Origin of the sequence: Yersinia aleksiciae, from assembly GCF_001047675.1 — a bacterium.
In the GTDB taxonomy this organism is placed as follows: domain Bacteria; phylum Pseudomonadota; class Gammaproteobacteria; order Enterobacterales; family Enterobacteriaceae; genus Yersinia; species Yersinia aleksiciae.
This window is the reverse complement of record NZ_CP011975.1, coordinates 2,960,617-2,986,266: the sequence shown is the minus strand read 5'-3', so window position 1 is coordinate 2,986,266 and position 25,650 is coordinate 2,960,617. Positions and strand designations below refer to the sequence as shown.

Here is a 25,650-nt window from a genome sequence, read left to right as displayed (position 1 = left end):
ATATGGCGTATTGATTTAATAGATCATTACTTGTTTATAGCCGGGATGCTACCCATGCCTCTACACTTGCTAATGCCGATGGCAATGCCTGCACATCAGTACCGCCTGCTTGAGCCATATCAGGGCGTCCACCGCCTTTACCGCCTACCTGTTGGGCAATATCAGCGATGAGCTCACCCGCTTTTACTTTGCCCGTAAGATCTTTGGTTACGCCAACAATCAGGCTGACCTTATCATCTGCTGTCGTTGCCAGCACAATAATGGCCGAACCCAGTTGATTCTTAAGATCATCAACCATGGTACGCAGCATTTTTGGTTCAACATTGTCCAACTGGCTAACTAAAAGTTTCACACCATTGACCAGTTTTGCACTGGATGACAAGGAGGCACTCTCCTGAGCTGCCTGCTGATCTTTTAGCTGCTGAAGTTCACGTTCAAGTATTTTGCTGCGATCGAGCACTGCACGGACTTTATCTGCCAGATTATGGGTATCACCCTTCACCAGATGAGCAACATCCTGGAGTAAGTCACTTTGCTGATGCAACAGTGCAATCGCGCCCTCGCCTGTCACTGCTTCAATACGGCGAATACCCGCAGCAGTGCCTGACTCTGACAATATGCGGAACAAGCCAATATCACCAGTACGGCTAGCATGGATACCACCACAGAGCTCAGTTGAGAAATCACCCATGCTTAAAACGCGCACTTGGTCATCATACTTCTCGCCAAACAGGGCCATGGCACCTTTTTCTTTCGCCGCATCCAGCTCCATCACTTCAGTCTGGATTGGCAAGTTACGGCGAATCTGCTCGTTGACTAAATCTTCTACCACGCGAATTTGTTCTGGCTTCATTGCTTCAAAATGCGAGAAGTCGAAACGCAGATACTTGTCATTCACCAAGGAGCCTTTCTGCGCCACATGCTCGCCCAGCGTTTTACGCAATGCTGCATGCAGTAAATGCGTTGCTGAGTGGTTCAGACGAATACGGTTACGTCGTGTGGCATCAACCTGAGCATCAATACTGTGGTTAACCCGTAACGTGCCATGAGTTAATTTCCCCAGATGCCCGATAGCCTGGCCATATTTCTGGGTATCAGCGACAACAAAAGTTGCTGTCGCATTTTTCAGCTCACCTGTATCGCCAACCTGCCCGCCAGATTCACCGTAGAATGGCGTTTGATTCAGCACGACAACCGCTTCTTCGCCTTCATGAATTTCATCAACGGCTTCGCCATTACGAAACAGCGCGGTCACCGTTGCTTGCTGGTGAACATGGTCATAACCGGAGAACTGGCTCGCGCTATCAACACGGATCAAGCTGTTATAGTCGGCACCAAAACCACTGGATTCACGGGCGCGGCGACGCTGAGCGTCCATCGCTTGCTCAAAACCAGCCTCATCCACTTTCAGATTACGCTCACGGCAAACATCGGCGGTTAAATCAACGGGGAAACCGTAGGTGTCATACAAACGGAAGGCAGTTTCACCGTCGAGAGTGTCACCGGTTAATTTGCTGAGCTCTTCATCCAGCAGTGCTAAACCGCGCTCTAATGTCCGTGCAAATTGCTCTTCTTCGGTTTTCAGAACTTGCTCAACCATGGCCTGTTGATGTTTCAATTCATCAGCGGCGGACCCCATTACGGCGATCAGTGGAGCAACCAATTTATAGAAGAAGGTCTCTTTAGCACCCAACATATTGCCATGACGAATAGCACGGCGAATGATGCGGCGCAAAACATAGCCACGGTTTTCATTTGATGGGATCACACCATCAGAAATCAAGAAGGCGCAAGAGCGGATATGGTCCGCGATAACACGCAATGACTTGCTCGAAAGATCCGTCGCACCCGTGACATTTGCCACCGCCGTAATCAAATCGCGGAACAGGTCAATTTCGTAGTTAGAGTTAACGTGCTGCAATACCGCTGCAATACGCTCAAGCCCCATACCGGTATCAACTGACGGCTTAGGCAGTGGCAACATGGTGCCATCAGACTGTCGGTTAAACTGCATGAAGACGATATTCCAAATCTCAATATAGCGATCGCCGTCTTCTTCTGCCGAGCCTGGAGGACCACCCCAGATATGGTCACCATGGTCAAAGAAAATCTCTGTACATGGGCCACAAGGACCGGTATCACCCATTTGCCAGAAGTTGTCTGAGGCAAAGGCACCGCCTTTGTTATCACCGATACGGATGATACGTTCATGAGGGATACCAACATCGTTAGCCCAGATCTCATAGGCTTCGTCGTCAGTTTCATAAACAGTTACCCAAAGCTTTTCTTTAGGTAAATTGAACCACTGTTCGCCGGTTAATAATTCCCATGCGAAACTGATAGCGTCATGTTTGAAGTAATCACCAAAGCTGAAGTTACCCAACATTTCGAAGAAGGTATGATGACGCGCGGTGTAACCTACGTTTTCAAGGTCATTATGCTTACCACCGGCTCGCACGCAACGCTGAGAGGTCGTCGCACGGGAATAAGCCCGCTTATCCAGACCTAAGAATACGTCCTTAAACTGGTTCATCCCGGCATTGGTAAACAGCAGCGTAGGGTCATTATTAGGGACCAAAGAGCTGCTTGATACAACCTGATGTCCCTTGCTATGGAAGAAATCGAGAAACGCTTGACGAATCTCAGCGGTGCTCTTGCTCATAATTGTCCCGGAAACAAGCTAAAAGAATAGCCCGTGAGCATATCGCATACCTATAACGGGTAACACACTGGGTAAGCTCACGAACAAAAAGTGGGAATAAGATAAATTTTCTTCGAGGGGAAGTAAAATCCCGCGTGCATTCATTCGACAAAATCATTGTAAATCGACTGAATTTCTTCTTGGAAGAAGCCACGATAGAGAAGATAACGCTGAACTTTAGCCTTTTCTTTCCATTCAACAGGCAAAGTTTCACTAAATTTACGCTGTGCAACCTCTTTTGCGAGCATACACCAGTCGATTTCACTGATTTCGAATGCCGCTTGAATTCTCTCTTTATCGACACCTTTTTGCATCAATTCTGAACGGATACGTTGTGCACCATATCCTTTACGACTGCGGCTATTAATGTAGCTGGTGGCAAACCGAGAATCATCCAACCAATCATGTTGGTAGCAGTATGCAATCACCTGATCGATAACTTTTGGATCAATATCATCAGTGAGTTTTTCACCCTCACTATTAGCACGCCGTCCCCAATTTCCTTTGGCCGAAAATGGCTGCGCCGCAAGTTTTCTTCGCAGTTCAGATTCGCTATGATCTCGCTGGGAGAGCAGTCTCATGGCGCGGCTTAGTAGGTCATTCATATACCCTTCTTACTTGAAGTGGCAGCTGTGTTAGCTGCTCTCTCTCACCCGAATCACTGACTGATGTCAGCTCATCGGGATTCATTCGTTTGCTGCCTTGCTGTCACTCCAATTACTTTGGGTAATACCCTTCTTACTTGAAGTGGCAGCTGTGTTAGCGGCTATCATGTCCCTGAACCACTGACTGATGTCAGCTCATCGGGATTCATTCGTTTGCTGCCTTGCTGTCACTCCAATGACTTTGGGTAATACCCTTCTTACGTGAAGTGGCAACTGTGTTAGCGGCTATCATGTCCCTGAACCACTGACTGATGTCAGCTCATCGGGATTCATTCGTTTGCTGCCTTGCTGTCACTCCAATGACTTTGGGTAATCCCCTTCTTTCGTGAAGTGGCAACTGTGTTAGCGGGCCGATATCAGCTTAATTAGGATTCATTCGCGTGTGTGCCGCATCTCCAATAACATTGGGTATGGGTATAAATGAGAGGGCTGTATACGTACCACTGTTTATTAAAATGGCCCACTCTCGGGGCCATTGACTAACTGATTAACGTGCTGACACTGTTAACTGCTAAACCTACGGATTAAAACTCTTCGCTGGTTTCATCAGTTTCGTCAGCAACAGTTGCAGTTGCTACAGCTTGCTCGCCATTGCCGCCGTTAAGCAGCATTTCACGCAGTTTTTTATCCAACTCAGCAGCAATGGCTGGGTTTTCTTTTAAGTAGTTGCTGGCATTCGCTTTACCCTGACCAATCTTGTCACCGTTATAGCTATACCATGCGCCAGCTTTCTCGATCAGTTTGTGTTTAACACCCAAATCAACCAGTTCGCCGTTAATGTTGATGCCTTCGCCGTACAGAATCTGGAATTCAGCTTGCTTAAATGGTGCGGCAATTTTGTTCTTCACGACTTTAACGCGAGTCTCGCTACCAACAACCACATCACCATCTTTTACTGCACCGATACGGCGAATATCCAAACGTACAGACGCATAAAATTTAAGCGCATTACCACCCGTGGTGGTTTCAGGATTACCGAACATCACGCCGATTTTCATACGGATCTGGTTAATGAAGATCAGTAAGGTATTGGCGTTTTTCAGGTTGCCAGCCAGTTTACGCATGGCCTGGCTCATCATACGCGCCGCAAGGCCCATGTGAGAGTCACCAATTTCACCTTCAATTTCAGCTTTTGGTGTCAATGCGGCCACGGAGTCAACGATGATGACGTCAACAGCACCGGAGCGGGTTAATGCATCACAGATTTCCAGTGCTTGCTCGCCCGTATCTGGCTGAGAACACAGCAAGTTATCAATATCTACGCCTAATTTCTTGGCATAAATTGGGTCAAGCGCATGCTCCGCATCGATAAATGCGCAGGTCTTGCCTTCACGCTGTGCGGCAGCAATAACCTGTAATGTCAGTGTTGTTTTACCTGATGATTCAGGGCCATAAATCTCTACAATACGCCCCATTGGCAGGCCACCAGCCCCCAATGCGATATCAAGAGAAAGTGAACCGGTAGAGATGGTTTCAACATCCATTGAGCGGTCTTCGCCAAGACGCATGATAGAGCCTTTGCCGAATTGTTTTTCAATTTGGCCCAGTGCTGCTGCTAACGCCTTTTGTTTATTCTCATCAATAGCCATTTTTACTCCCTCTCTGGTATGCCGGGGTTGCCCCTGCCATCACCACTGAATGTTGTTTTGTACAGGAAATTAACGCTAATTATACTGTACAATCATACAGTATCAAGCCTATTTTTACAGAAAATCATCGAATAGTGTTTGTAGTGCGAAAACAGCCGCTTGCAGCCTCACGGTGTCACGATCGCCAGAGAAAAGCTGTTTGTGTGCTACGACTCGCCCTTCGCGCGTCGCAAAAGCGAACCACACAGTTCCAACCGGTTTATCCGCGCTACCACCATCAGGCCCAGCAATACCGCTGATAGCGACCGCATGGTCGGCGTTAGCCGCTCTCAGCGCCCCAAGCGCCATCTCTCGCACCACGGCTTCACTGACCGCACCATAATTTGCCAATGTGGTTTCGTCGACGCCCAGTAAATCATGTTTTGCCGCATTGCTGTAAGTCACGAAACCACGGTCAAAGTACGCAGAACTGCCTGCAATATCTGTTAGTGCTTTGGCAACCCAGCCACCAGTGCAAGATTCAGCGCAGGTAACCCAGGCACCACGGGCTTTCAATTTATTACCGACCGCAATACTGAGCTGACGTAGTTGTTTCTCGCTCATTGTTGCCCCCACCGTCATTAAATCTTCGCCGCCGATAGTAGCACTTCTTTGGCTCGGATCGACAACAGCTGTCAGTTATGCGAAACACTTCGCAGGGTGAAATGAAAAAAAGCACTTTCCCGTACAAAGCTTTACCTCAGGGACTCAGCTGTTAGTATCGAAACAAAGAGATCCAGTTGGCGACATCTGTGGTGCCGGTCATTTTTCCGGGATGATGAACAAAGGACGTGACAGTGAAAAAAATTCTTAACGCCTTCTTCCCGCTTTATAGCGCAACCGTTTTGATGCTGCTTGGTTCTGGCTTACTGACCACCTATATCTCGCTGCGTTTGACAGCTATCCATGTCTCAGGGGCATTAATCGGGGCAATCATTGCTGCCAACTATATTGGTTTGGTAATCGGCGGCAAGGTCGGTCACTTCCTGATTGCCCGAGTAGGCCATATTCGCGCTTATGTGGCTTGTGCCGGTATTATCACCGCCGCGGTGTTGAGTCATGGACTGACTGAATATATCCCCGCATGGGTGGTTCTGCGCTTGATTATTGGTCTCTGCATGATGTGTCAGTTTATGGTGCTGGAAAGCTGGCTGAATGATCAGGCGGAGTCTAATCAGCGCGGCACGGTGTTTGGTTTTTATATGGCCGCGACCTATGCCGGTATGGCGTTAGGCCAAGTGGTACTTATGCTCCAACCTGAGCTAGGTTTGAGCACACTAATGATTATTGCGCTATTTTTTGCCCTCTGTCTGGTCCCTGTGGCACTCACCACACGCAGTAACGCCCAGCAGATGTCTCCGGCCCCGATGGAGCTCAAATTCTTTATCCGCTCGATCCCCAAGATACTGGCATCAACCTTGGTCATTGGCATGATTGTCGGTTCGTTTTATGGGCTGGCCCCCGTCTATGCCAGCTTGCAATCGCTATCTACCCAAGAGACTGGGCTGTTTATGGCGCTCTCTATTTTTGCTGGTTTGGTGGCTCAACTGCCACTCAGTTGGCTGTCAGATCGCTATAACCGTACGCTATTGATCAGAATTAACGCGTTATTACTGGCATTAACAGCCCTGCCATTGGCGCTGGTGCCCCATATTTCATTCCATTTCTTACTGGGTTTGGGCTTTATCGTCAGTATGTTGCAGTTCACCCTTTATCCACTGGTGGTAGCGTTGGCGAATGACCTGATTGCTCCCGAGCGACGAGTGTCACTGGCCGCCTGTTTACTGATGTCATTCGGTGTCGGTGCCAGTATCGGGCCACTTGCCGTGGGTGCGCTGATTGCGCCACTGGGTGGCAATATTCTGTATGCATTCTTCTCGCTCTGTGGTCTGGGATTGATAGCACTCAGCAGAACCGTTAAGCAGGATCAAGACGAATTTGTTAACGATGCACCGTTGCCACATATGGCGATACCCGATAGCTTGGTGAGTTCACCACTATCTCCAGCGTTAAATCCCAGTTTTGATGAACAGATGATCCACGACATCATGCCGCCGCCCGATCAAGCCGAAGTCGTCGATGCGCATAAAGAGCAGGAACCCGAGCCGTAATACGTGTAGTGGCCTTCGCCGTTATCCGGTATTCGTCGGTTTTGGCCCTAAGGGCTATATATTTGCCCTTAGGGCTATAAATACAAAAACGTGAGAATTCGGTACTGCTTGTTATTTATTCGGCTTTGAATAAAAATACCAGCTCAGGTATTTAGCGGGATGGAACCATGTCAAGACAAGATGAGCAACGGTTGTTGGTGAAAATAGCCACGCTGTATTACACCGAGGGCATGAAGCAATCTGAGATTGCTGACAGCCTGCATTTGTCTCAGTCTTTCGTGTCCCGTGCGATAACCCGTTGCGTCAAGGAGGGCGTGGTTAAGATCAGCGTCATCCAACCCGCCAATATGTTTATTGGCATCGAATCGCAGATTCAAAAACACTATGGCATTGACCAGGCCATAGTGGTTGACGTTGCTGATGACGCCAGCCCAGCCCAGTTAAAGCAGGCTATCGGCTCTGCGGCGGCCCATTATATGCAAACCAGTATTCGCCCAAACGATATGGTCGGTATCTCCTCATGGAGCACGACTATCCGCGCGATGGTTGATAATCTCCATCCGCTGAATATCAAAACCAGTGGGGTTATTCAGCTGTTGGGGGGCGTCGGCCCTAACGGTAATGTGCAGGCCACATTGTTAACGCAAGCTTTGGCCAATATTTTGAATTGTCCGGCCTACTTATTGCCAGCACAGAGCATTGAACGCTCCACTGAAGATCGCGCCCGTTTGATATCCAGCGGCGAAGTCGCCGACGTGGTGAATAAATTTGCTGAAGTTGATTTGGCATTAGTGGGCGTTGGCGATCTGGAACCGTCACAATTATTGAAAAACTCCGGCAACTATTACCATGAAGAGATGCTGAAATTGCTGGCGGAACGTGGTGCCGTAGGCGATCTGTGTTTGCACTATTTTGATGCCGCAGGTAACGCCGTCCTCAGCGACGAAGAAGATCCGGTGATTGGCATGTCACTGCCACAATTACGTGCTTGTCCACGAGTCGTGGCACTGGCGGGTGGGGTCGGAAAGAGTGCCGCTATTCGTGGCGCACTGACCGGTAACTATATTGATGTCTTGATTACCGATCGTTTAACTGCCGAGACATTACTGTAGCCCTATTAATAGCCGCACCCTTTCGGGTGCGGAATGATTCAAACTCCGAATGATCGCGTTTTGGAGTCCGTCTACTTCCCATGCCAGTAGCAATCCACCCCCAGATATTTACTGAATGCTTCTTGCAGAACTTGAGCTGTAGCTGAATGGTTCATTGCCACATGGTGCTCGAAGCCGTTGTTACAGATATGCGTGAGTAAGCTTTCCAGTTGCGGAACTTCTACCACTGCGCGGCAGCCTACGGTATCCAACTCATCACTGACGGAGCGACCTTCTCCCACATATGCCCGCACTTGCCCGGTAAAATCATCGGAAGAGAGGCGGAAATAGGTTAATGGCCCAGACTTCATGCGGCCATGAACAGCACCACAGGTATTCTCACAGCCAACGGTTGTCCCGATAATATCAGCGGTACCCATGGTTGAGCTTTCCAGACTTTCACTGGCAAAGTTACCGCAATGGAACAGCACGCATTTATCGCGTTCAGCACCAAAGTTGTTATTCCAGTCAGCAATCGACGCCGGTGCCAACGAACAACTGGCTAACGCATACATCGATAGCGCCCCCATCACATCCACTTCACAGGCACTTGGCATCAGTTGCCCCGACATCACGCTCATGATGGAGCAGACGTTGATCCCCAGATTCTGTTGTAGCGAGGTCCAGCACTGCATGGCAGTGGTATCAATATCATTGGCGATGATCCATTCACTGATAACCACAAACAGCTTCGCCATTTTGTGCAGCTTATCCTGCGGGATCGCGCTGGTGTCGCCATTGGCTTTTAATAACGCCAGTTTCTCACCCACACGGATATCGTTATCACTGAGATTAGCGACACGGAAGAACACTTCAGATAAATCGAGGGTTTCAACTGTAATCCCCAAATTCTCTAATAATTTCTCACTGTAGCGCACAGTATTAAAGTTAGTCGGGCGAGCGCCGATGGCCCCCACACGCACCCGTTTCATGGCGTGAACCACGCGACACAATTGCACAAATTGCTCTACGTCATGGCTGAATATTTCGCTGTTCAGGCTGCAAACGTGCTGCTTAGTCAAAGTGAACGGAATGCCATATTGACGCAGGTTATTACATAGCGAGATTTTACCGCAGAAGCTGTCACGGCGGGTCGCCAGCCCCATTTTGTCCAGCGCATCTTCTTCGGCCTGCACCAGTACCGGTACTTTTAGGCCCGACAGGCGGATCGCATCGGAGACACTTTTTTCATCGCCAAAGTTAGGCAGAATAACCACCACACCGTGGATCTCTTCGCTGTGTTTACGGAATAACTCTGCGCACACTTTGGCATCACGCCAGTTCTCTACCCCACCCAGGGGCGTTTGCTCTTCATTGAGCATAATGATGTTGATGCCCAGTCTATCGAACAGCGCCTGCGCATCACGGCGCGCATCGGCGACCAGATAGCTTGGGAAGAAACCCCGGTTGCCGATAATCACCGCGAAAGTTAACTTACGAGGTATTGCTGACATATGCTTACTCCTAGTGTGGGTTATTTCGGCTGAAAACGCGCACGCGCGATGGCCGTTTGCCAGAGGCGATAGTTATCTTGCATCTCCGCACTTTGAGCGCGCGGTTCGATATATTCCATTTCACGGGGCAGCGCCGCGAGTTGCTGGCTATCCCGCCACCAGCCAAGGGTTTTCCCGCCCAAATAAGCCGCCCCCAACGCCGACACTTCTGCGGTGTGATTGCGTATCAAGGTGCGCTGCAACAAGTCGGCCTGAAATTGCATCAGCCAGTGGTTGCTGGTCGCGCCACCATCCACCCGCAGTCGTTCAAGGCGATGACTCCCCGCCCGTTCCATGGCAAAAAAGACATCTGCAATTTGGTAAGCGATCGACTCCAGTCCTGCGCGCGCCAGTACTGCCGGTGTCGTCGCATCGGTCAGACCGCAAAACAGCCCCCGCGCCTGACTGTCCCAATAAGGTGCGCCTAAGCCGGATAATGCGGGGACGAAATAGACTCCTTGGTTACCCGTTTGGCTCTGCGCCATTTCGGTCAGGCGAGTGAAATCGGTGATGCCTAACATGCGTGAAACCCACGCCACACCTGAGCCGGTATGAGTGATGTTGCCTTCGAGGGCATAACGTAACTCGCCGTCATGCCAGGCGATAGTGGTGCTCAGGCCATTGCTTTGTGTCACCGCCTGTTTGACGGTGGTCATTAGCGAGGAGCCGGTGCCGTAGGTGGCTTTGATTTCACCAGCACGGTCGCCGCCCTGCCCATAGAGCGCGGCATGTGAATCACCAATTTGCGCCACAATTGGCACGCCCTGCGGCAGGCCGATAATACCGGTATTGCCGGTGTGGCCGTGGATAGCCGCCGAGGGTAGGACCGCCGGTAGACAGAGGCTAGGGATACCAAATAGCGCCAACAGATCAGGATCCCACTGCCCCGAATGGATATTAAACAGCTGAGTGCGCGCCGCATTGGAGAAGTCGGTAGAGAAACTTTGGCCACCCGTGAGTTGCCAGGTCAACCAACAATCAATGGTGCCGACACACAACTCGCCGTGAGCCGCCCGTTCAACGCCCCGTGGAATGTCCGCTAACAGGCCGTGGACTTTGGCGGCGGGGAACAGGGGATCAATCTGCAATCCGGTGCGTTCTGCAATCATGGCCGCTTCCGGCAACTGGCTCAGGGTTTGGCAGAAAGCCTCAGAACGTCGACACTGCCAACTGACCACGGGCGTCAGTGGGTTGCCAGTTTCTCGCTCCCAAATCAGCACCGATTCGCGCTGGTTGCTGATAGCAACACCCGCAATCTGTGCGCCAGCCAATTGACTCAGGCAGCCTTCAATCGCCAGAGAGACCGCCTGCCAGATGGCCAGCGGGTCCTGCTCCGCCCAGCCGGGCCTCGGGTGATCCAGCTGTAATGGCACCGAGGACTTCGCCACAATCTGCCCCGCCGTATCCACCGCGATAGCTTTAGCATTGGTGGTGCCTTCATCAATAGCCAAAATAATCGGCATCGACATCATTACTCTCCTCGGCAAAACCGCAGAGCACGAGCCACAATGCCTGCTGAATCAAAACCATGATAGGCACGCATCTCTGCTCTATCGGCAGCAATCGCATAGCCGCCATCGGGAATACCGAGTCTGACCAGCGGAATGCCACTGCCCGCTTCGGCCAGCACTTCAGCCACCAGACTGCCCACACCGCCATTAATATTGTGTTCTTCGATGGTAATCACCCGCTGGCTGTTTTTGAGGATAGCTAACAGTTGCTGAGTATCACACGGACGAATCGAGGAAACATTGACCACCGCAGCAGAAACGTTGCTGTCTGCCAGTACTGCTGCGGCGCTCACCGCCTCATGCACTGTAGAACCCATCGCTACCAGAGCAATATCCTGCCCTTGCTGTAAAACATCAATCTGGCCGGGGACAAACTGGTAGTGTTCATCATGCAGCTGCGGCAAAGATTTCCCGTCAAGGCGGATATAGACCGGCCCCTGATGAGCTAGGGCATAATCGATTATCTGCCGGCACTCTTGTGGGTCAGAGGGCGCATAGATTTCGATATTGCCAAAACCGCGCAAAATGGAAATGTCGTCGATACAGTGGTGAGTACTGGCCAGCGGCCCATAGCTGGCACCTGAATTGAGGCCAAACAGTTTGACATTGCTGTTGTTGTAGCAAACATCGATTTTGAGCTGTTCGTTGGAGCGCGAAATCAGGAATGGCGCGGCATTACAGGTCACCGCCACTTTGCCGCCCATGGATAAACCCACCGCCGTGCCGACCATCGCCTGTTCAGCAATACCGACGTTCACCACCCGATCAGGGAAGCGAGTCATAAACGGCCCGATTTTGGCCGTCGAGGTGGAGTCAGCCACCACCGGCACCAGATCCACTCCGTTATCCACCGCGTTAATAAACTGCTCAACCATCACTGAAGCCAAATGTTCTGCGTTACTCATCATTTAATTCCTCCAGTGCCAGATCAATTTCAGCACCTTTCGGCACCCGGTGGTGCCACTCCACACGCCCTTGAATAAAGGAGATACCAGCCCCTTTTTCGGTGTTAGCAATCACCACATTGGGTTTGCCGTTTTGTTGTAGCCCTTCCAGGGTTTCCACCACCGATTGCATATCATTGCCACGGCATTCAGTGACTTGTAGGCCAAAGGCCTGCCACTTATCTGCCAGCGGATCGGTGTTCATGATGGATTTCGTGCTCCCTGCCAGCTGGAGTTTATTTTTGTCGTTAATAATTATCAGGTTATCTAATTGGTAGTGAGCAGCCACTAACGCGGCCTCCCAGTTGCTCCCTTCCGCCAGTTCACCATCACCGGTCAGGACAAAAACCCGCCGCTGGCTGTTGGCGCGTTTTGCTGCCAGCGCGATGCCCACCGCCACCGGCAGTCCATGACCCAGGGCCCCCGTATTTAGCTCAATACCTGGTGTTTTATGTTTGACCGGATGGCCCGGTAGATGGGAGTTCGCATGTTGATAGGTCGCCAACCAGGCTTCAGGGAAATAGCCCGCCTCCGCCAGACAGCAGTAATAACCGCCCACCGCGTGGCCTTTGGATTGCACGTAGATATCGCGCTCAGGATCAGTGAGGCGATCTGGTGCGCAGTTGAGGAGGCGAAAATAGAGTGCGGTCAGAATCTCTACCTGCGAAAGATCAGCACCGGTATGCCCCCCTGCGGGGCTGTTGGCATTAAGCAGGACGATCCGGCGGCGGATAGCGCGCGCCTTTCTCACCAGCTCATCGACTGACAGTGAATACGGATTCATGACATTACCTCTCTTAAATTTTTATCCGCCAATGAATTTTTACTCATTACCGAATATTTATTCCTGATGGTGCTAAAAAATAGCTTTCATCAAGCCTGTCCGGAAAACGCCCTCCGGCATGACATCTTCAGTGTTCTGTGGCCCAACAGGTCGTGATATCCCCTGCCTGCCCGTGATAGGTGTTTCTATCTATTCACGCCCTATCTATTCATGTTTTGGCTATTCACGTTCTGACTATTCGCTTTTTAGCTGCTCGCCACTCCCCACTTGCGGCACCACGCTAGATTTTTGCGAGACTATCGCCGCTTTGTGCTGCATCCGGTTTTGCATTTGATCGATAATGACCGCCACAATGATCACGATGCCTTTGATCACCATTTGCCAGAATTCACTGACCCCCATCATGACCAACCCGTCAGCCAAAATACCGATAACAAATGCGCCAATTAAGGTACCGAGAATGGTGCCTCGCCCCCCAGCCAGAGAGGTCCCGCCTAGTACCACGGCAGCAATAGCATTCATCTCAAAGCCACTGCCATTGGCGGGATGGCTGGCCACCAGTTGAGCAGACACGATGATCCCGGCAATGGCGGCACAGAAGCCAGAGATGGTGTAGACCCAGACTTTGACTTGCCGAACTTTAACGCCGGAGAGCTCTGCGGCCCGTTCATTATCACCAATGGCGTAAACATGGCGGCCAAAAGGTAGGCGGCGTGCTACATAGGCAATCACTAATGCCAGAATAAACATAATCCAGATGGCAATCGGCAATCCCAGTAAGGTGCCGGAACCCAGTAGGTCAAAGCCGGTATTCCCCAGTTGCGGATTCCCTTGTAAGCCTGGGAAGGTTTCGCCGCCGGAAATCAACATCGCCGCACCGCGTACCACATACATGGTGCCGAGGGTGCAGATAAAAGGCGCGACGTTATAGCGGGTGATGATCCAGCCATTGACCGCGCCTATCAGTGCACCGATAACCAATACCACCGGCACCACGACCCAAACACTGGGGAAGATGGCGATACCAAACATCGGTAAAACAATGCCTTGGGTAATCATCCAACCAGCAACCATGCCGCACAGCCCCAAAGTCGCACCGATAGAGAGGTCAATGCCGGCGGTGATAATGACAAAAGTGATGCCCAAGGCGAGGAAGGCATTGATCGCAATATGCTTCACCATAATGATCAAGCTACCGGTCGCCAGAAACCCCGGAACCATCACGGAGAAGAAACCAAGAATCAGAAACAGGGCAATAAAGGTGCGCATCTTCAGTAGAAGCAGCAGCATATTTTCCCGTGACCACGACGCTCCACCGGGCTGGTGACTCGTCAACGCAGTGCCAGTTGTTGCTTTCATCATTCAAACCCTTGTGCGCTTGCCGTAACCAATGCCGATTCATTGGCCGACTGACGAGAGACGTTCGCGGTCAGTTTGCCGTTCGACATCACCAAAATGCGGTCGGATACCGCCATGATTTCTTTCAGATCTGAGGTGGAAAACAGAATGCCGATCCCCTGCTCAGAGAGTTTCACCATCATTTCAAACACATCTGCTTTTGCGCCGACATCAATACCCCGCGTCGGCTCATCCAGTAGCAAAATGTTCGGGCTGGTGAGTAACGAGCGACCAATCACCACTTTTTGCTGATTGCCGCCACTGAGCGCCTGAATCTCGACCTCCGGCGAAGAGACTTTGATCGACAGGTCACCAATCACCGTCGCCACCACCTGCGACTCACTCTCCTGCCAAATAGCGAAGCGATGTTTTAGCCGACGCCATAAGCTGGAAATCGTCAGGTTATTCGCCACCGATGACACCGGGAAAATACCGGTTTTTTTACGATCTTCCGGCACCAGACTCATGCCCAAGCAGATACGTTCTGCGGTGGAGGTTTTGCCGCTAATCGCCGTGCCATTAAGCCGGATGGTGCCGAGATAGTTCTGTTGCGTACCCAGCAGGCACTCAAACAGTTCAGTCCGCCCCGCCCCCATCAAGCCGTAAATACCGACAATCTCCCCCGCCCGCACTTGCAGTGAGACTTGGTTCACCACGGTGTTGCCGGATTCATTGATTAGTGTGACGTTATCCACTTCCATCATTGGCGCGCCGAAAGTCCGGTCCGGATGAAGGAAACTGGAGACCGGATCACTGCCCAGCATTTCACGAACAATCCACGGCACATCAATGTCTTTGACCGCCGCTTCGGCCTGAAAACGGCCATCACGTAAAATGGTGATGTAGTCACCAATCGCCATCAACTCCTCCAGTCGATGGGAAATGTAGACGATGGAAACCCCTTGCCGGGTCAATTCGCGAATCACCCGGAACAGAATATCGACTTCGGTTTTGCTCAGCGCCGAGGTCGGTTCATCCAGAATTAGGATGTCCGCTTGCTCAGCCAGCGCCTTGGCAATCTCAATCAACTGCTGCTGGCCCACTTTCAGGTTGGAGACCATCTCTTTCGGCGAGATAGCCTGATCCAGACGCACCATCAATTGTTCGGCGATCAGCTCCTGTGCGGCCTGATTAATCGGTTTCAAACCTTGCTGGATCTCACGCCCGAGAAAGATGTTCTCCGCGACGTTGAGGTTCTCCGACAAATTCAATTCCTGATGCACCATGCCGATACCCAGCGCGGCGGCTTCGCGGGTATTGGCAATGGTCACTGACTGCCCATTCAGATAGATTTGCCCGGACGTTTGCTGCTGTACGCCGGCCAGAATCTTCATCAGCGTCGATTTACCCGCACCATTTTCACCGATGATCACATTCACTTTGCCGCGATAAACGTTATAACTGACGGCATCTAGCGCTAATGTGCCGGGAAAACGCATCGAAATGCCCTCAGCACGCATGACAATGTCAGGTCTGTGGTCCATTAGTGGCTCTCCTTATTCAAGCTGAGCGGCACGGCATTACTCAGTCCAGTCGGGGTGAGTGTCACCGCCGCCAAGACTTCGACTTGCTGACCGACCCAACTGGCATCGGGTTTTGCCACATCTTGTAAAGCACGCTTACTGAGCGCCTTCGAGAGTTGGGCGTATTGCACCTGATTTTTAAAATCTTCGAAGCGGATAAAGGTTGATGCATCACGGATGGCATTGCCTTTGACGATTGGCCCCAATTGCAGCACTTGTTCATCGCCATCGACCGCCAATTTAATCGCCCCTTCCCGCCCTGCTGTTTCTACCGCCACCACTTTGCCGTTGAAACGGACAAAACGGCTTTGGCTATTTTTCCCTGCTGCTGGCTGACTTTGCTGCTGTTTCACTTGCTGCCAACTGAGCGCATTGCTGTTGGCAAACGGCATCACTTTACTCACCCAAATGGTGGAGGCGACTTTGTCCGGTGGTTGGTTATAGTCACTGACTACCGCATTGGGATCGACTGGCAGAATAGGCTTGCCGTTTTCATCCAAATCCACCACGGTGCAAGCCACCAGCAGCGCGCTGATCACCAACAAACCGCCTGCTTTCGATAGAGCACTGAACCCCATACTGCCTCCTGTCAGGAGGGGCTGTTACGCCCCTCATTGCCTTTTAATCGCGCGTTTTAGCCAACCCGCTCAGAGGGTTACTCTTTCAGCGCAAAGACATTCAGGTTTTTGGCATTGTTTTCATCAATCAATACGCAGTCCATCAGTTGTTTCTCTTCCAGACCCGTGGATCCGGTTTTCAGGTATTTATCTGCCTGCACGACCGCCATCTGGGCCTGCGCCCAACCTGGCTGAAGTACGGTGGCTTTGATATTGCCTTTGTTGATGATGGAGTCGCGCACATAGTCGCTGCCGTCAAATCCAACCACGATGACATCATTGCGGCCAGCGGCTTTTAATGCAGCTTCAGCGCCTAATGCCATGGTGTCGTTGCCGGAAATCACCCCAGTGATATCTGGGTTAGCCTGCAAAATGGACTCCATACGGTTGAAAGCTTCAGTCTGGCTCCAGTTTGCAGTCTGTTGGGCGACCATCTTCATGTCGCTATGTTCGTCGATCACGTCGTGATAGCCCTGTGAACGGACATGGGCGTTGGTATCAGATTCACGGCCCAGCAACTCAACATATTTGCCTTTACCCCCCATCAACGTGACAAATTTCTCTGCACCCAGTTGTGCGCCTTGGTAGTTGTTGGAGACGATCTGTGAAACGGCAATCCCGGTTTCATTGATTTCACGATCGATCAGGAAGGTCGGAATCCCGGCAGCTTTGGCTTTTTTCAATGGCCCGATGGTGGCATCAGAACCGGCGTTATCCAGAATGATCGCTTTGGCTTTACGGGCGATAGCGGTCTCCAGCAGTTGGTTCTGTTTGTTCACATCGTCATCATGAGAAGCCACCAGAACGGTGTATCCCAACTCCGTCGCTTTGGCTTTGGCACCTTCGGCTTCAGCTTTAAAGAAGGGATTGTCGTGGGAGGGAGTGATGATGGCGATCAGGCCGTTACTGGCGGCACCAGCGACACCCGCCATGGAGATCAATGCTGCGGTAAGACAGGATTTCAGTAGGGTATTTTTCATTATTTTTCTCCGCATTGAATATATATTCACTATTAAATTTATATTCAATCTAATAATACAAACCCCTATCGGCTTGTCCAATATGAGAGCAAGGAAAGTAGAAGCAGGTCACAAATTGGTCGATTGTGGGTGGGGATAAGTTGGAGAAAAATGGTTTTTTAGCAGGTCGCCACTATTAAAAAGTATTGATTATCCCGCCCCAAAAATGTATAAAATTTTATACTTACATCAAGGAGTGATGAATGAGTAGAAAAGTAATAGATTGGCGTGGCAGTGCACTTGAAGATTTGAAGGCTTTTCCGAAAAGTACGTGTGTAGTGGCGGGAAGGCAGCTAAGGAATATCCAATATGGCCTAGAGCCTAACGACTACAAACCCATTAATAATTGGGGTGCAGGCGTCATTGAAATACGGTTGGATGATAATTCAAAGGCTTTTCGTGTTGTGTATATCGCTAAATTTGAAGAAAAAATTTACGTATTGCATAGTTTTCAAAAAAAATCACAAAGTACCAGTCAGAGAGACGTCAACATTATTAAAGCGCGTTACAAAGACGTTATTCATGAACGGAGGACAAAAGATGACAGATAAAATTGACACAGCATCACGTCACATTACAACCGCTGAAGACAATATTTTTGCCGATTTAGGTTTCTCTGATACTGAGGCAACTCAGTTGTTGGCTGAATCAAATGCAGAAATTGAACAGGCTTTAGCAATGAAAAAAGCACTGATGACGTCGATTGCCAGTTGGATTAAATCAGAAGGAATACGGCAAGTGGACGCGGCCACATTATTACATGTGTCGCGTCCAAGAGTTTCCGATGTGGTTAATCAAAAAACTGAGAAATTCACCCTTGATTCATTGATAAGTATGGCCGGAAGTATTGGCAAAAAAGTCACGCTAGTTATCGAATAGCCCAATTTTTTCATTCAGCGATATAACTCAACCACAGCTGGTGTTACCTGTAATTCATCCTGCCAATGGGTCAGTGTCAGGGTCGTTAGCTCAGCCAGCCCCTGATAAAACGGGTGGTTGGCATCGGCTTGCAGTAACGCCAGATAACGATAGCCCCAAGGGAGTAAGTGCTCTGCCAGTAGAACAGGTAAATCCGCTGGTTGATGCTCTGCCAGCCAGGCGGCCATCATCAGCAATAAACCAAAATGATCCTCCGGTTCTTGCTGTGCCAAGGTCACTTCCACTTGCTGCTGCGCCATCCAGTCACGCAGTTTTATCGTCGAGTCACCAAACAGCACGTTTTCTTTATCCAGATAGACTGACCCCCATGGCGGCGCGGGCAGTGCATAGGGGCCGATAAACAAGCGTTGCCAAGCCTCTTCCCGCGTCTCTTCCGGCTGATTTTGCGCCAATTGTGCGGCAATGGGCGTGAGTTGCGCGGCAAGGCCATAAGGCCACTCCGCAATCCACTGATCACGACTCAGTTGCGCCACAATCTCACTGCAAGCCGGACTGTCCGGCTCACAATAAAACAGCGCACCCAATACGCGGCCAGTCAGCGCTATCTGTTGATACACCCGATTTCTTTCAACCATCTATCAGCCTCCCACCGCCATACCCACCGTCATATGCAGCCCGTAAAACACGCCGCGCCCAATCAATTCACCAGCAATAATGAGCAGCATGGCGAATATCATGCCGAGCATCATCGGCGTGCGGCCTCGGATCAGCGGACAGATCCAGCAACCCAACCCCAGTACCAACAGCACCAAGCGCCAGACCATCAGCGTGCCGTAATGGGGGATGAGATCGGCAGACTGCTGTACTGAGCTATAAATCGTCGGCAAACTCGCCGCCTGCATAATGACACTGGCCACACTGATGATTAGCGCCAAGACACTGATCATCGGCAGTTGTAACATCATGCGCCCATTAATATCAGCCCGTTGCAGCAGCAGATAGCCCAACATCGGTCCACCTATCAGCGCGGTCAAGACAAAGCCCAGCGGGGTGTAGAGGTTGTCCCAAGTCGGCACCGTATCAATGGCATAGACTCGACACATGGCATAAACAAATACCACGCCCAAGACCATCGCCACGATCAGCCATATCTTGCCAAGTAACGCGGGCATTTTGCCCCAGACCGCCAGCAGCCAGTAAAACCCTGCTACCGCAAAGAAGGCTGAACCAGCGGCAATCTCATTACTCAGCGCCGACTCCCCAACCTGATTGAGCGAGTTGAACGCCCGCATTGGCGAACCTAAATGCAGTGTCGAGGCGATAAAGGCCAGCGCCATCAATACCCACAATACCAACATGCTGCGGTGCAATCGCTGCTGCTGCCCGCGACTCAAACCGCCAAATAGCAGCGCCAGACCGAGCACCATAAAGCCCCCGACCACACACTGCCCCAGAACCGTAAAGATCATCAGTGGCCATTCATGCCATCCCGTACCCATGTTATACCTCCTTCGGATTTGCCAGATGACCGGTGGTATCTCTGACCGGGCGGCTGTTGGCATTCGGTTTCACCACAATATTGGGCAGCGTGAAATGGGCGGCGGGCAGTGGCGCGACCTCGGCCAACTCACCATACTTCTCACGCAGCTCATCGATCGGGGCCATATCCAGCGCCCGCAGTGGGCAGGAGTCGACACAAATCGGCTTTTTACCGGCGGCGACGCGCTCGTAGCAGCCGTCACACTTGGTCATATGCCCTTTTGCTTCGTCATATTGCGGTGCGCCGTAAGGACAGGCCATATGGCAGTAGCGGCAACCAATACAAATTTCTTCGTTCACCACCACAAAACCATCGTCCCGCTTATGCATCGCACCACTCGGACACACCTTGGTGCAGGCCGGATCACTACAGTGGTTACAGGCGATGGAGAGGTAGTAAGCGAACACATTTTGATGCCATGCGCCGTTATCCTGCTGCCAATCCCCTCCGGCATACTCGTAGATGCGACGGAAACTGACGTCGGTGGATAAGTTCTTGAAATCCTTGCACGCCAGCTCACACGTTTTGCATCCCGTACAGCGGCTGGAGTCGATGTAAAAACCATATTGCGTCATCTGTTAGCTCCTTATGCCTTGCTGACTTGAACGAGGTTGGTGTGGGAGGGGTTCCCCTTCGCCAATGGAGAGGGGCGCTGCGTGGTCAAGACGTTAATACTGCCCGCCCGATCAATACGTTTTTCATCTGGGCTGTACCACGCCCCCTCACCCAGTGCGACAACCCCCGGCATCATGCGCGGCGTGACTTTGGCATTGATTTGCACTTCACCACGCCCATTAAAGATCCGCACAATATCGCCGTTTTTGATCTCGCGTTCTCCGGCATCTATCGGGTTAATCCACATCTCTTGGCGGCAGGAGGCTTTCAGCACATCAACGTTGCCGTAAGTGGAGTGCGTTCGGGCTTTGTAGTGGAAGCCCGTGAGCTGCAACGGATATTGCTGATTAAGGGGGTCGTCAAAGCTCTCAAAACCGGCGGCATAGACCGGCAGCGGGTCAATAACGTCGTCTGGCAGCAACTCCCACGTGGCGGCAATCTGCGCCAATTCAGCAGAATAGATCTCGATTTTGCCCGAGGGGGTGGTGAGTGGATTGGCCACAGGATCGGTGCGGAATGCCTGGTAGGCGACATGATGACCCGCCGGATCGCGTTTTTTAAAGATGCCCTGTTCGCGGAATTCCTCGAAAGAGGGCAGCTCAGGGATCGCTTGTTGCGACTGCTGGTAGAGGTGGCGTAACCACCCTTCTTGCGTGCGCCCTTCGGTAAATTGCGGCTCGACCCCCATGCGTTTTGCTAACTCACTGGTCATTTCATAGATGTTTTTGCATTCAAAGCGCGGTTGGATCACCTGATCAGCAAAAATCACATAGGCCATGTTGCCGCTGGAGGCATCGAGGCAGAAGTCCATCTGCTCGGAGGCGGTGCAATCGGGCAGGATAATATCGGCATACTTGGCCGACGAGGTCATGTGGTTATCGATGACCACAATCATTTCACATTTCTTATCATCTTGCAGAATGTCATGGGTGCGATTGATTTCAGCATGTTGGTTAATCAGGCAGTTACTGGCGTAGTTCCAGATAAACTTGATCGGCACATCCAGCTTATCTTTGCCCTGTACACCATCGCGCAGAGCCGTCATCTCTGGGCCACGCTCAATGGCATCGGTCCATAAGAACATGGAAATGCTGGTTTTGACGGGGTTTTCCAAGGTTGGCATCCGAACAAACGGCAAACCATAAGAGCCCTCGCGCGCGCCGGAGTTGCCGCCATTAATGCCCACATTGCCAGTTAGGATAGCCAGCATCGCAATGGCGCGACTGGTGTTTTCACCATTGGCGTGACGCTGCGGCCCCCATCCCTGCGCGATATAAGCCGGTTTAACCGAGCCGATTTCGCGTCCCAACTTAATAATTTTTGCTGCTGGAATGCCAGTAATGGCTTCCGCCCACTGTGGGGTTTTGGCGGTTTTATCGGCACCCAACCCCAAAATATAAGCTTTGTAATGGCTATTTTGGGGGGCGCTTTCCGGCAGGGTTTTCTCGTCATAGCCGACGCAGTATTTGTCGAGGAAAGGTTGATCGACCAGATTTTCGCTGATCATCACGTGGGCCAGCGCAGAAGCGAGCGCGGCATCGGTGCCCGGTCGTAGGGGGATCCACTCATCCTCACGGCCCGCGGCGGTGTCAGTATAACGGGGGTCAATCACAATCATCTTGGCATTGGATTTTTCCCGCGCCTGCTCCAGATAATAGGTAACACCGCCACCACTCATGCGCGTCTCGCCGGGGTTGTTACCAAACAGCACCACCAGCTTGCTGTTTTCGATATCTGACGGACTGTTGCCATCGGCCCAGCCGCCATAGGTGTAGTTTAAACCGGCGGCAATTTGCGCAGTGCTGTAGTCACCATAATGGTTGAGGTAGCCGCCACAGCAATTCATCAATCGCGCAATAAGAGTTGAACCCGGTGGCCAAGAGCGGGTCATGGTGCCGCCCAGTGTTCCTGTGCCGTAATTCAAATAAATAGCTTCGTTACCATACTCTTTGATGATGTGTTGTAGGCTGGCGGCGAGCGTGTCATAGGCCTCTTCCCACGAAATGCGCTTGAACTTGCCCTCGCCGCGCGCCCCAATGCGCTTCATCGGGTACTTCAGGCGGTCTGGGTTATAGACTCTGCGGCGCATCGAGCGGCCACGTAAACAGGCTCGCACCTGATGCAGCCCGTCGAAATCATCATCGCCAGTATTATCGGTTTCGACATATTTTATTTCGCCATCAACCACATGCATACGTAGCGGGCAGCGGCTACCACAGTTAACGGTGCAAGCACTCCAGATCACTTTGCTATCTTCGGCTCCGGCGGGGTTAAGGGCAGATTGAACTGCGCGGGCGGTGCGGGAAAAGGGGAGCGAAAATGCCCCTGTTGCCACGGCGAGGCCGCCGACCAGTGTGGTTTGGACCAGTTTGCGGCGCGTGACTTCTGCCGTTAACAGTCGGGATTCGTTGGTCTCTTTCATAAGATTCCCACTTGGTTGCATTCCAGAAAAGGGAGGACACCCGCAATAGATGACATCCGATTAATTCAAAAAAATGAGTAATTCAGCGGGAGAGGGAGAGCAATCAGCAAAGGCACCCTAGTGCCACTACAGCAGTTGTTATAATTAGGATAATAAATATACCGCCCCGCTAATATGACCCTACCCCTTTTGGGTCGCGTGGGAGTTGTTTGGTATCAATAAAGCAATGAGGATTACCCTCACCTCACCGCTTTATGATGAATTTGTGATATGTAACCGTTCTAATCAGCAGGCTTGATGGTATAGCGCCATAATCTCATCCACCGAGGCTTCACGCGGATTTCCCCCGGTGCAAACATCCGCAAATGCCGCCGCGGCCAGTGCCGGAATATCATCGGCCCGCATCCCTACGGCACTTAAGCAGGAGGGAATGCCGATATCTCGATTCAATTCCATTACCGCCTGAATGGTTAGTTCCCGCACCTCTTCCAACGGTAAAGTCGACGCATTCTCTACCCTCATTGCCATGGCGATTTGGCGGAAGCGCTCACCGGTATAAGTGGCGTTATAGCCCATGATATGGGGCAATAAAATGGCATTGGCGACGCCATGGGGCATGTTATAAAACGCCCCCAGAGGGTGCGCCATCCCATGCACCAACCCCAGCCCCACATTCGAGAATCCCATACCCGCGATATACTGTCCAAGCGCCATATCTTCGGTTGCGGCCGCCTCCCCTTTTACCGAGGCACGCAATGAGCGGCTGATAACTTCAATGGCTTTAAGATGCAGCGCATCGGTTAGCTCCCAAGCCCCTTTCGTCAGGTAACCTTCGATTGCGTGGGTCAAGGCATCTACCCCCGTAGCCGCTTTAAGGGCAGGCGGCATGCTGTCCATCATATCGGCATCGATAAATGCCACAGCTGGAATGGCATGGGGGTCGACACAGACAAATTTACGCCGCCGCTCTTCGTCGGTAATCACATAGTTAATGGTGACTTCTGCCGCAGTCCCAGCGGTGGTCGGGATGGCCAGAATCGGCACACAAGCATTGCGTGTGTCGGTCACCCCTTCCAGACTGCGCACATCGGCAAATTCAGGGTTATTAATGATGATACCGATGGCTTTGCAGGTATCTTGCGGTGAGCCACCGCCAAGGGCTATCAGGTAATCCGCCCCACTTTGGCGAAAAGCGGCCACCCCTTGCTGCACCATACTGATAGTGGGATTGGGCTTGACCGCATCAAAAACCGCAAAATCCAGACCAGCCCACTCCAGGCGGCTAATTAAGCGAGTCGCGACGCCACATTCGAGCAGCATCTTATCCGTCACCACCAGCGCTTTTTGATAGCCTCGCCGCCTAACTTCATTGGGTAAAGCCGCCAGTGAACCACGACCAAACCACGACATCTCGTTTAAAATCATTCTGTTCATGATTGATTCCTCGGTGTTTTTAATCGCCAGAAAATCCTTACCCAAAAATGTGTCTCTTGCCCCAAAACTACTCTTCGACGCGCAAACCGTAGGTTTTGAATTTTTCCAAAACCACAGTGATCTCCTCTTTGGATAACACCGGCACCTCATCGACAATCGGCAAGATAGCCAACAGCAGTGTCGCCAGCACCTCAACCTCATGGGCCAGCCACAGCGCTTTAGCCAGATTCTCTTCGCAGGCAATTAAACCGTGGTGTTGCAGTAACGTCGCCTTACGGTGTTTCATCGCCACGGCGACATGCTCCGACAGTGTTTTGGTGCCAAAAGTGGCGTAGGGGGCGCAAGGAATATCATCACCACCAGCGGCGGCAATCATGTAATGAATCGCCGGGATCGGACGGTTAAGAATCGAAACCGCGGTGCAGTGGACTGAGTGGTTATGTACCACGGCGTTCGCATCTGGCCGGGTCTGATAGACCGCCTGATGAAAACGCCACTCGCTGGAGGGGACTTTGCCCGCTTCATGGTGGCCACTAGCATCGATATAAACGATGTGCGACTCGGTGAGTTTGTCGTAAGCAATACCGGATGGCGTAATTAGAAACCCATCCTGATAGCGCACGCTAACATTGCCAGCCGTCCCCTGATTCAAGCCCAAGCGAGTCATCTCCAGGCAAGTATTGATAATATCGCGCGCCAGTGCTTCTCTCTTCATTTGTTCCTCTCTTAGGATACGGATACTTAAATATGAAATTAATGGGATAGTGGATATGAACTAATGAGCATTAAGAATTGTGAATATGGGATATATATTTCGCTCATTTAATTAATGTTAAAAATAAATCACATGAAAATGTGAGCCATGTCATGACTATTTATGACTTTACTGCCACTTCATAACCATCTGTTTTTATAAAATGTCCGTTTGAAAAAACAATGTAATTAAACGGTCAAAACACGACTAATAAGTTAAATAAAAAAATATCATTAAAGCAAGAATTGACCGTTTGTGATGGAAATAGAAAAATCGGTCATTATAACTGTGTGTTTGAAACACAATTCATTTCAAACGGTCATAAAATGTTTTTATTTAAAGTGACTGTTATCACAAAAAATCAGCATTGAGTTATCAATGTGATTCAGCTCATATTTTTTAGAAACTTTTACCTTCTAAATGATGGACGTTATCGCAATGAGGATGTTTTCAATTTGTCA

The 25,650-nt window shown here is 51.0% G+C and carries 22 protein-coding genes; 4 read left to right on the top strand and 18 right to left on the bottom strand.

Translation table 11 applies throughout. The features are described 5' to 3' along the window. Positions 1-34: 34 nt before the first annotated feature. The 4 genes from alaS to pncC form a co-directional block, all read right to left on the bottom strand. On the bottom strand, positions 35-2,662 hold the full coding sequence (gene alaS / locus ACZ76_RS13350) for an alanine--tRNA ligase (protein ID WP_048619356.1): 2,628 nt from the start codon (positions 2,660-2,662) through the stop codon (positions 35-37). 140 nt (positions 2,663-2,802) lie between these two features. Then, positions 2,803-3,306: a recombination regulator RecX gene (gene recX / locus ACZ76_RS13345; protein ID WP_048619354.1), complete on the bottom strand. Its 504-nt coding sequence runs from the start codon at positions 3,304-3,306 to the stop codon at positions 2,803-2,805. A 584-nt stretch (positions 3,307-3,890) separates the two neighbouring features. Further along, entirely contained in the window at positions 3,891-4,955 is a 1,065-nt protein-coding gene (recA, locus tag ACZ76_RS13340) for a recombinase RecA (protein WP_048619353.1), read from the bottom strand. 114 nt (positions 4,956-5,069) lie between these two features. Further along, complete coding sequence (pncC, locus tag ACZ76_RS13335) at positions 5,070-5,558, bottom strand: nicotinamide-nucleotide amidase (RefSeq protein ID WP_048619352.1); 489 nt, start codon at positions 5,556-5,558, stop codon at positions 5,070-5,072. Positions 5,559-5,791: 233 nt separating this feature from the next. Between pncC and ACZ76_RS13330 the strand changes: the two genes are divergently transcribed. Beyond that, on the top strand, positions 5,792-7,105 hold the full coding sequence (locus ACZ76_RS13330) for an MFS transporter (protein WP_048619351.1): 1,314 nt from the start codon (positions 5,792-5,794) through the stop codon (positions 7,103-7,105). A gap of 167 nt (positions 7,106-7,272) precedes the next feature. Then, entirely contained in the window at positions 7,273-8,217 is a 945-nt protein-coding gene (locus ACZ76_RS13325) for a sugar-binding transcriptional regulator (protein ID WP_048619350.1), read from the top strand. A 71-nt stretch (positions 8,218-8,288) separates the two neighbouring features. On the opposite strand, the gene ACZ76_RS13320 is transcribed toward ACZ76_RS13325, so the two are convergent. The 8 genes from ACZ76_RS13320 to ACZ76_RS13285 all read right to left on the bottom strand — a co-directional run bounded on the left by ACZ76_RS13320 (position 8,289) and on the right by ACZ76_RS13285 (position 17,506). After that, a complete protein-coding gene (locus ACZ76_RS13320; RefSeq protein WP_048619349.1) occupies positions 8,289-9,710 on the bottom strand; it encodes an L-fucose/L-arabinose isomerase family protein in 1,422 nt (473 codons plus the stop codon). 20 nt (positions 9,711-9,730) lie between these two features. After that, a complete protein-coding gene (locus ACZ76_RS13315) occupies positions 9,731-11,218 on the bottom strand; it encodes an FGGY family carbohydrate kinase (RefSeq protein WP_048619348.1) in 1,488 nt (495 codons plus the stop codon). Between the two features lie 2 nt (positions 11,219-11,220). Beyond that, complete coding sequence (locus ACZ76_RS13310; RefSeq protein ID WP_048620297.1) at positions 11,221-12,165, bottom strand: transketolase family protein; 945 nt, start codon at positions 12,163-12,165, stop codon at positions 11,221-11,223. After that, positions 12,158-12,988: a transketolase gene (locus ACZ76_RS13305; protein ID WP_048619346.1), complete on the bottom strand. Its 831-nt coding sequence runs from the start codon at positions 12,986-12,988 to the stop codon at positions 12,158-12,160. Before ACZ76_RS13305 ends, ACZ76_RS13310 begins: the two co-directional genes overlap by 8 nt. A gap of 234 nt (positions 12,989-13,222) precedes the next feature. After that, positions 13,223-14,347, bottom strand: a complete 1,125-nt coding sequence (locus ACZ76_RS13300) for an ABC transporter permease (protein ID WP_048619345.1) — start codon at positions 14,345-14,347, stop codon at positions 13,223-13,225. Then, positions 14,347-15,870 (bottom strand): sugar ABC transporter ATP-binding protein, encoded by a 1,524-nt coding sequence (locus ACZ76_RS13295; RefSeq protein ID WP_048619344.1) that lies wholly within the window; start codon positions 15,868-15,870, stop codon positions 14,347-14,349. The genes ACZ76_RS13300 and ACZ76_RS13295 overlap by 1 nt, the downstream gene beginning before the upstream one ends. Continuing rightward, positions 15,870-16,487, bottom strand: a complete 618-nt coding sequence (locus ACZ76_RS13290; protein ID WP_048619343.1) for a DUF2291 family protein — start codon at positions 16,485-16,487, stop codon at positions 15,870-15,872. The genes ACZ76_RS13295 and ACZ76_RS13290 overlap by 1 nt, the downstream gene beginning before the upstream one ends. Positions 16,488-16,564: 77 nt before the next feature. Further along, the gene (locus tag ACZ76_RS13285; protein WP_032815143.1) at positions 16,565-17,506 is read right to left on the bottom strand and encodes a D-ribose ABC transporter substrate-binding protein; all 942 of its coding nucleotides are present in this window, start codon (positions 17,504-17,506) and stop codon (positions 16,565-16,567) included. A 242-nt stretch (positions 17,507-17,748) separates the two neighbouring features. Between ACZ76_RS13285 and ACZ76_RS13280 the strand changes: the two genes are divergently transcribed. After that, a complete protein-coding gene (locus ACZ76_RS13280; RefSeq protein WP_048619342.1) occupies positions 17,749-18,096 on the top strand; it encodes a type II toxin-antitoxin system RelE/ParE family toxin in 348 nt (115 codons plus the stop codon). Beyond that, on the top strand, positions 18,086-18,424 hold the full coding sequence (locus ACZ76_RS13275) for a helix-turn-helix domain-containing protein (protein ID WP_048619341.1): 339 nt from the start codon (positions 18,086-18,088) through the stop codon (positions 18,422-18,424). Before ACZ76_RS13280 ends, ACZ76_RS13275 begins: the two co-directional genes overlap by 11 nt. A 14-nt stretch (positions 18,425-18,438) precedes the next feature. Here the strand turns inward: ACZ76_RS13275 and dmsD are convergent, their stop codons facing one another. The 6 genes from dmsD to ACZ76_RS13245 form a co-directional block, all read right to left on the bottom strand. Beyond that, positions 18,439-19,059 (bottom strand): Tat proofreading chaperone DmsD, encoded by a 621-nt coding sequence (gene dmsD, locus ACZ76_RS13270; RefSeq protein WP_048619340.1) that lies wholly within the window; start codon positions 19,057-19,059, stop codon positions 18,439-18,441. Between the two features lie 3 nt (positions 19,060-19,062). Next, entirely contained in the window at positions 19,063-19,923 is an 861-nt protein-coding gene (locus ACZ76_RS13265) for a dimethyl sulfoxide reductase anchor subunit family protein (RefSeq protein ID WP_048619338.1), read from the bottom strand. Position 19,924: 1 nt separating this feature from the next. Beyond that, on the bottom strand, positions 19,925-20,539 hold the full coding sequence (locus tag ACZ76_RS13260; RefSeq protein ID WP_048619337.1) for a DMSO/selenate family reductase complex B subunit: 615 nt from the start codon (positions 20,537-20,539) through the stop codon (positions 19,925-19,927). Between the two features lie 11 nt (positions 20,540-20,550). After that, positions 20,551-23,001: a dimethylsulfoxide reductase subunit A gene (gene dmsA, locus ACZ76_RS13255; RefSeq protein WP_048619336.1), complete on the bottom strand. Its 2,451-nt coding sequence runs from the start codon at positions 22,999-23,001 to the stop codon at positions 20,551-20,553. Between the two features lie 285 nt (positions 23,002-23,286). Beyond that, positions 23,287-24,435, bottom strand: coding sequence for a lactaldehyde reductase (gene fucO / locus ACZ76_RS13250; RefSeq protein WP_080987269.1), 1,149 nt, complete (start codon positions 24,433-24,435; stop codon positions 23,287-23,289). 67 nt (positions 24,436-24,502) lie between these two features. Continuing rightward, on the bottom strand, positions 24,503-25,150 hold the full coding sequence (locus tag ACZ76_RS13245) for an L-fuculose-phosphate aldolase (protein WP_048619335.1): 648 nt from the start codon (positions 25,148-25,150) through the stop codon (positions 24,503-24,505). Positions 25,151-25,650 lie beyond the last annotated feature (500 nt).

Bases quoted from the DNA above. Each gene is read 5' to 3' on its own strand.
- ACZ76_RS13290 (WP_048619343.1), bottom strand. From the start codon at position 16,487: ATGGGGTTCAGTGCTCTATCGAAAGCAGGCGGTTTGTTGGTGATCAGC.
- dmsD (WP_048619340.1), bottom strand. From the start codon at position 19,059: ATGGTTGAAAGAAATCGGGTGTATCAACAGATAGCGCTGACTGGCCGC.
- recA (WP_048619353.1), bottom strand. From the start codon at position 4,955: ATGGCTATTGATGAGAATAAACAAAAGGCGTTAGCAGCAGCACTGGGC.
- pncC (WP_048619352.1), bottom strand. From the start codon at position 5,558: ATGAGCGAGAAACAACTACGTCAGCTCAGTATTGCGGTCGGTAATAAA.
- ACZ76_RS13265 (WP_048619338.1), bottom strand. From the start codon at position 19,923: ATGGGTACGGGATGGCATGAATGGCCACTGATGATCTTTACGGTTCTG.
- ACZ76_RS13315 (WP_048619348.1), bottom strand. From the start codon at position 11,218: ATGTCGATGCCGATTATTTTGGCTATTGATGAAGGCACCACCAATGCT.
- ACZ76_RS13300 (WP_048619345.1), bottom strand. From the start codon at position 14,347: ATGAAAGCAACAACTGGCACTGCGTTGACGAGTCACCAGCCCGGTGGA.
- ACZ76_RS13295 (WP_048619344.1), bottom strand. From the start codon at position 15,870: ATGGACCACAGACCTGACATTGTCATGCGTGCTGAGGGCATTTCGATG.
- ACZ76_RS13320 (WP_048619349.1), bottom strand. From the start codon at position 9,710: ATGTCAGCAATACCTCGTAAGTTAACTTTCGCGGTGATTATCGGCAAC.
- ACZ76_RS13285 (WP_032815143.1), bottom strand. From the start codon at position 17,506: ATGAAAAATACCCTACTGAAATCCTGTCTTACCGCAGCATTGATCTCC.
- dmsA (WP_048619336.1), bottom strand. From the start codon at position 23,001: ATGAAAGAGACCAACGAATCCCGACTGTTAACGGCAGAAGTCACGCGC.
- ACZ76_RS13260 (WP_048619337.1), bottom strand. From the start codon at position 20,539: ATGACGCAATATGGTTTTTACATCGACTCCAGCCGCTGTACGGGATGC.
- fucO (WP_080987269.1), bottom strand. From the start codon at position 24,435: ATGAACAGAATGATTTTAAACGAGATGTCGTGGTTTGGTCGTGGTTCA.
- ACZ76_RS13275 (WP_048619341.1), top strand. From the start codon at position 18,086: ATGACAGATAAAATTGACACAGCATCACGTCACATTACAACCGCTGAA.
- ACZ76_RS13305 (WP_048619346.1), bottom strand. From the start codon at position 12,988: ATGAATCCGTATTCACTGTCAGTCGATGAGCTGGTGAGAAAGGCGCGC.
- ACZ76_RS13310 (WP_048620297.1), bottom strand. From the start codon at position 12,165: ATGAGTAACGCAGAACATTTGGCTTCAGTGATGGTTGAGCAGTTTATT.
- alaS (WP_048619356.1), bottom strand. From the start codon at position 2,662: ATGAGCAAGAGCACCGCTGAGATTCGTCAAGCGTTTCTCGATTTCTTC.
- ACZ76_RS13280 (WP_048619342.1), top strand. From the start codon at position 17,749: ATGAGTAGAAAAGTAATAGATTGGCGTGGCAGTGCACTTGAAGATTTG.
- recX (WP_048619354.1), bottom strand. From the start codon at position 3,306: ATGAATGACCTACTAAGCCGCGCCATGAGACTGCTCTCCCAGCGAGAT.
- ACZ76_RS13325 (WP_048619350.1), top strand. From the start codon at position 7,273: ATGTCAAGACAAGATGAGCAACGGTTGTTGGTGAAAATAGCCACGCTG.
- ACZ76_RS13245 (WP_048619335.1), bottom strand. From the start codon at position 25,150: ATGAAGAGAGAAGCACTGGCGCGCGATATTATCAATACTTGCCTGGAG.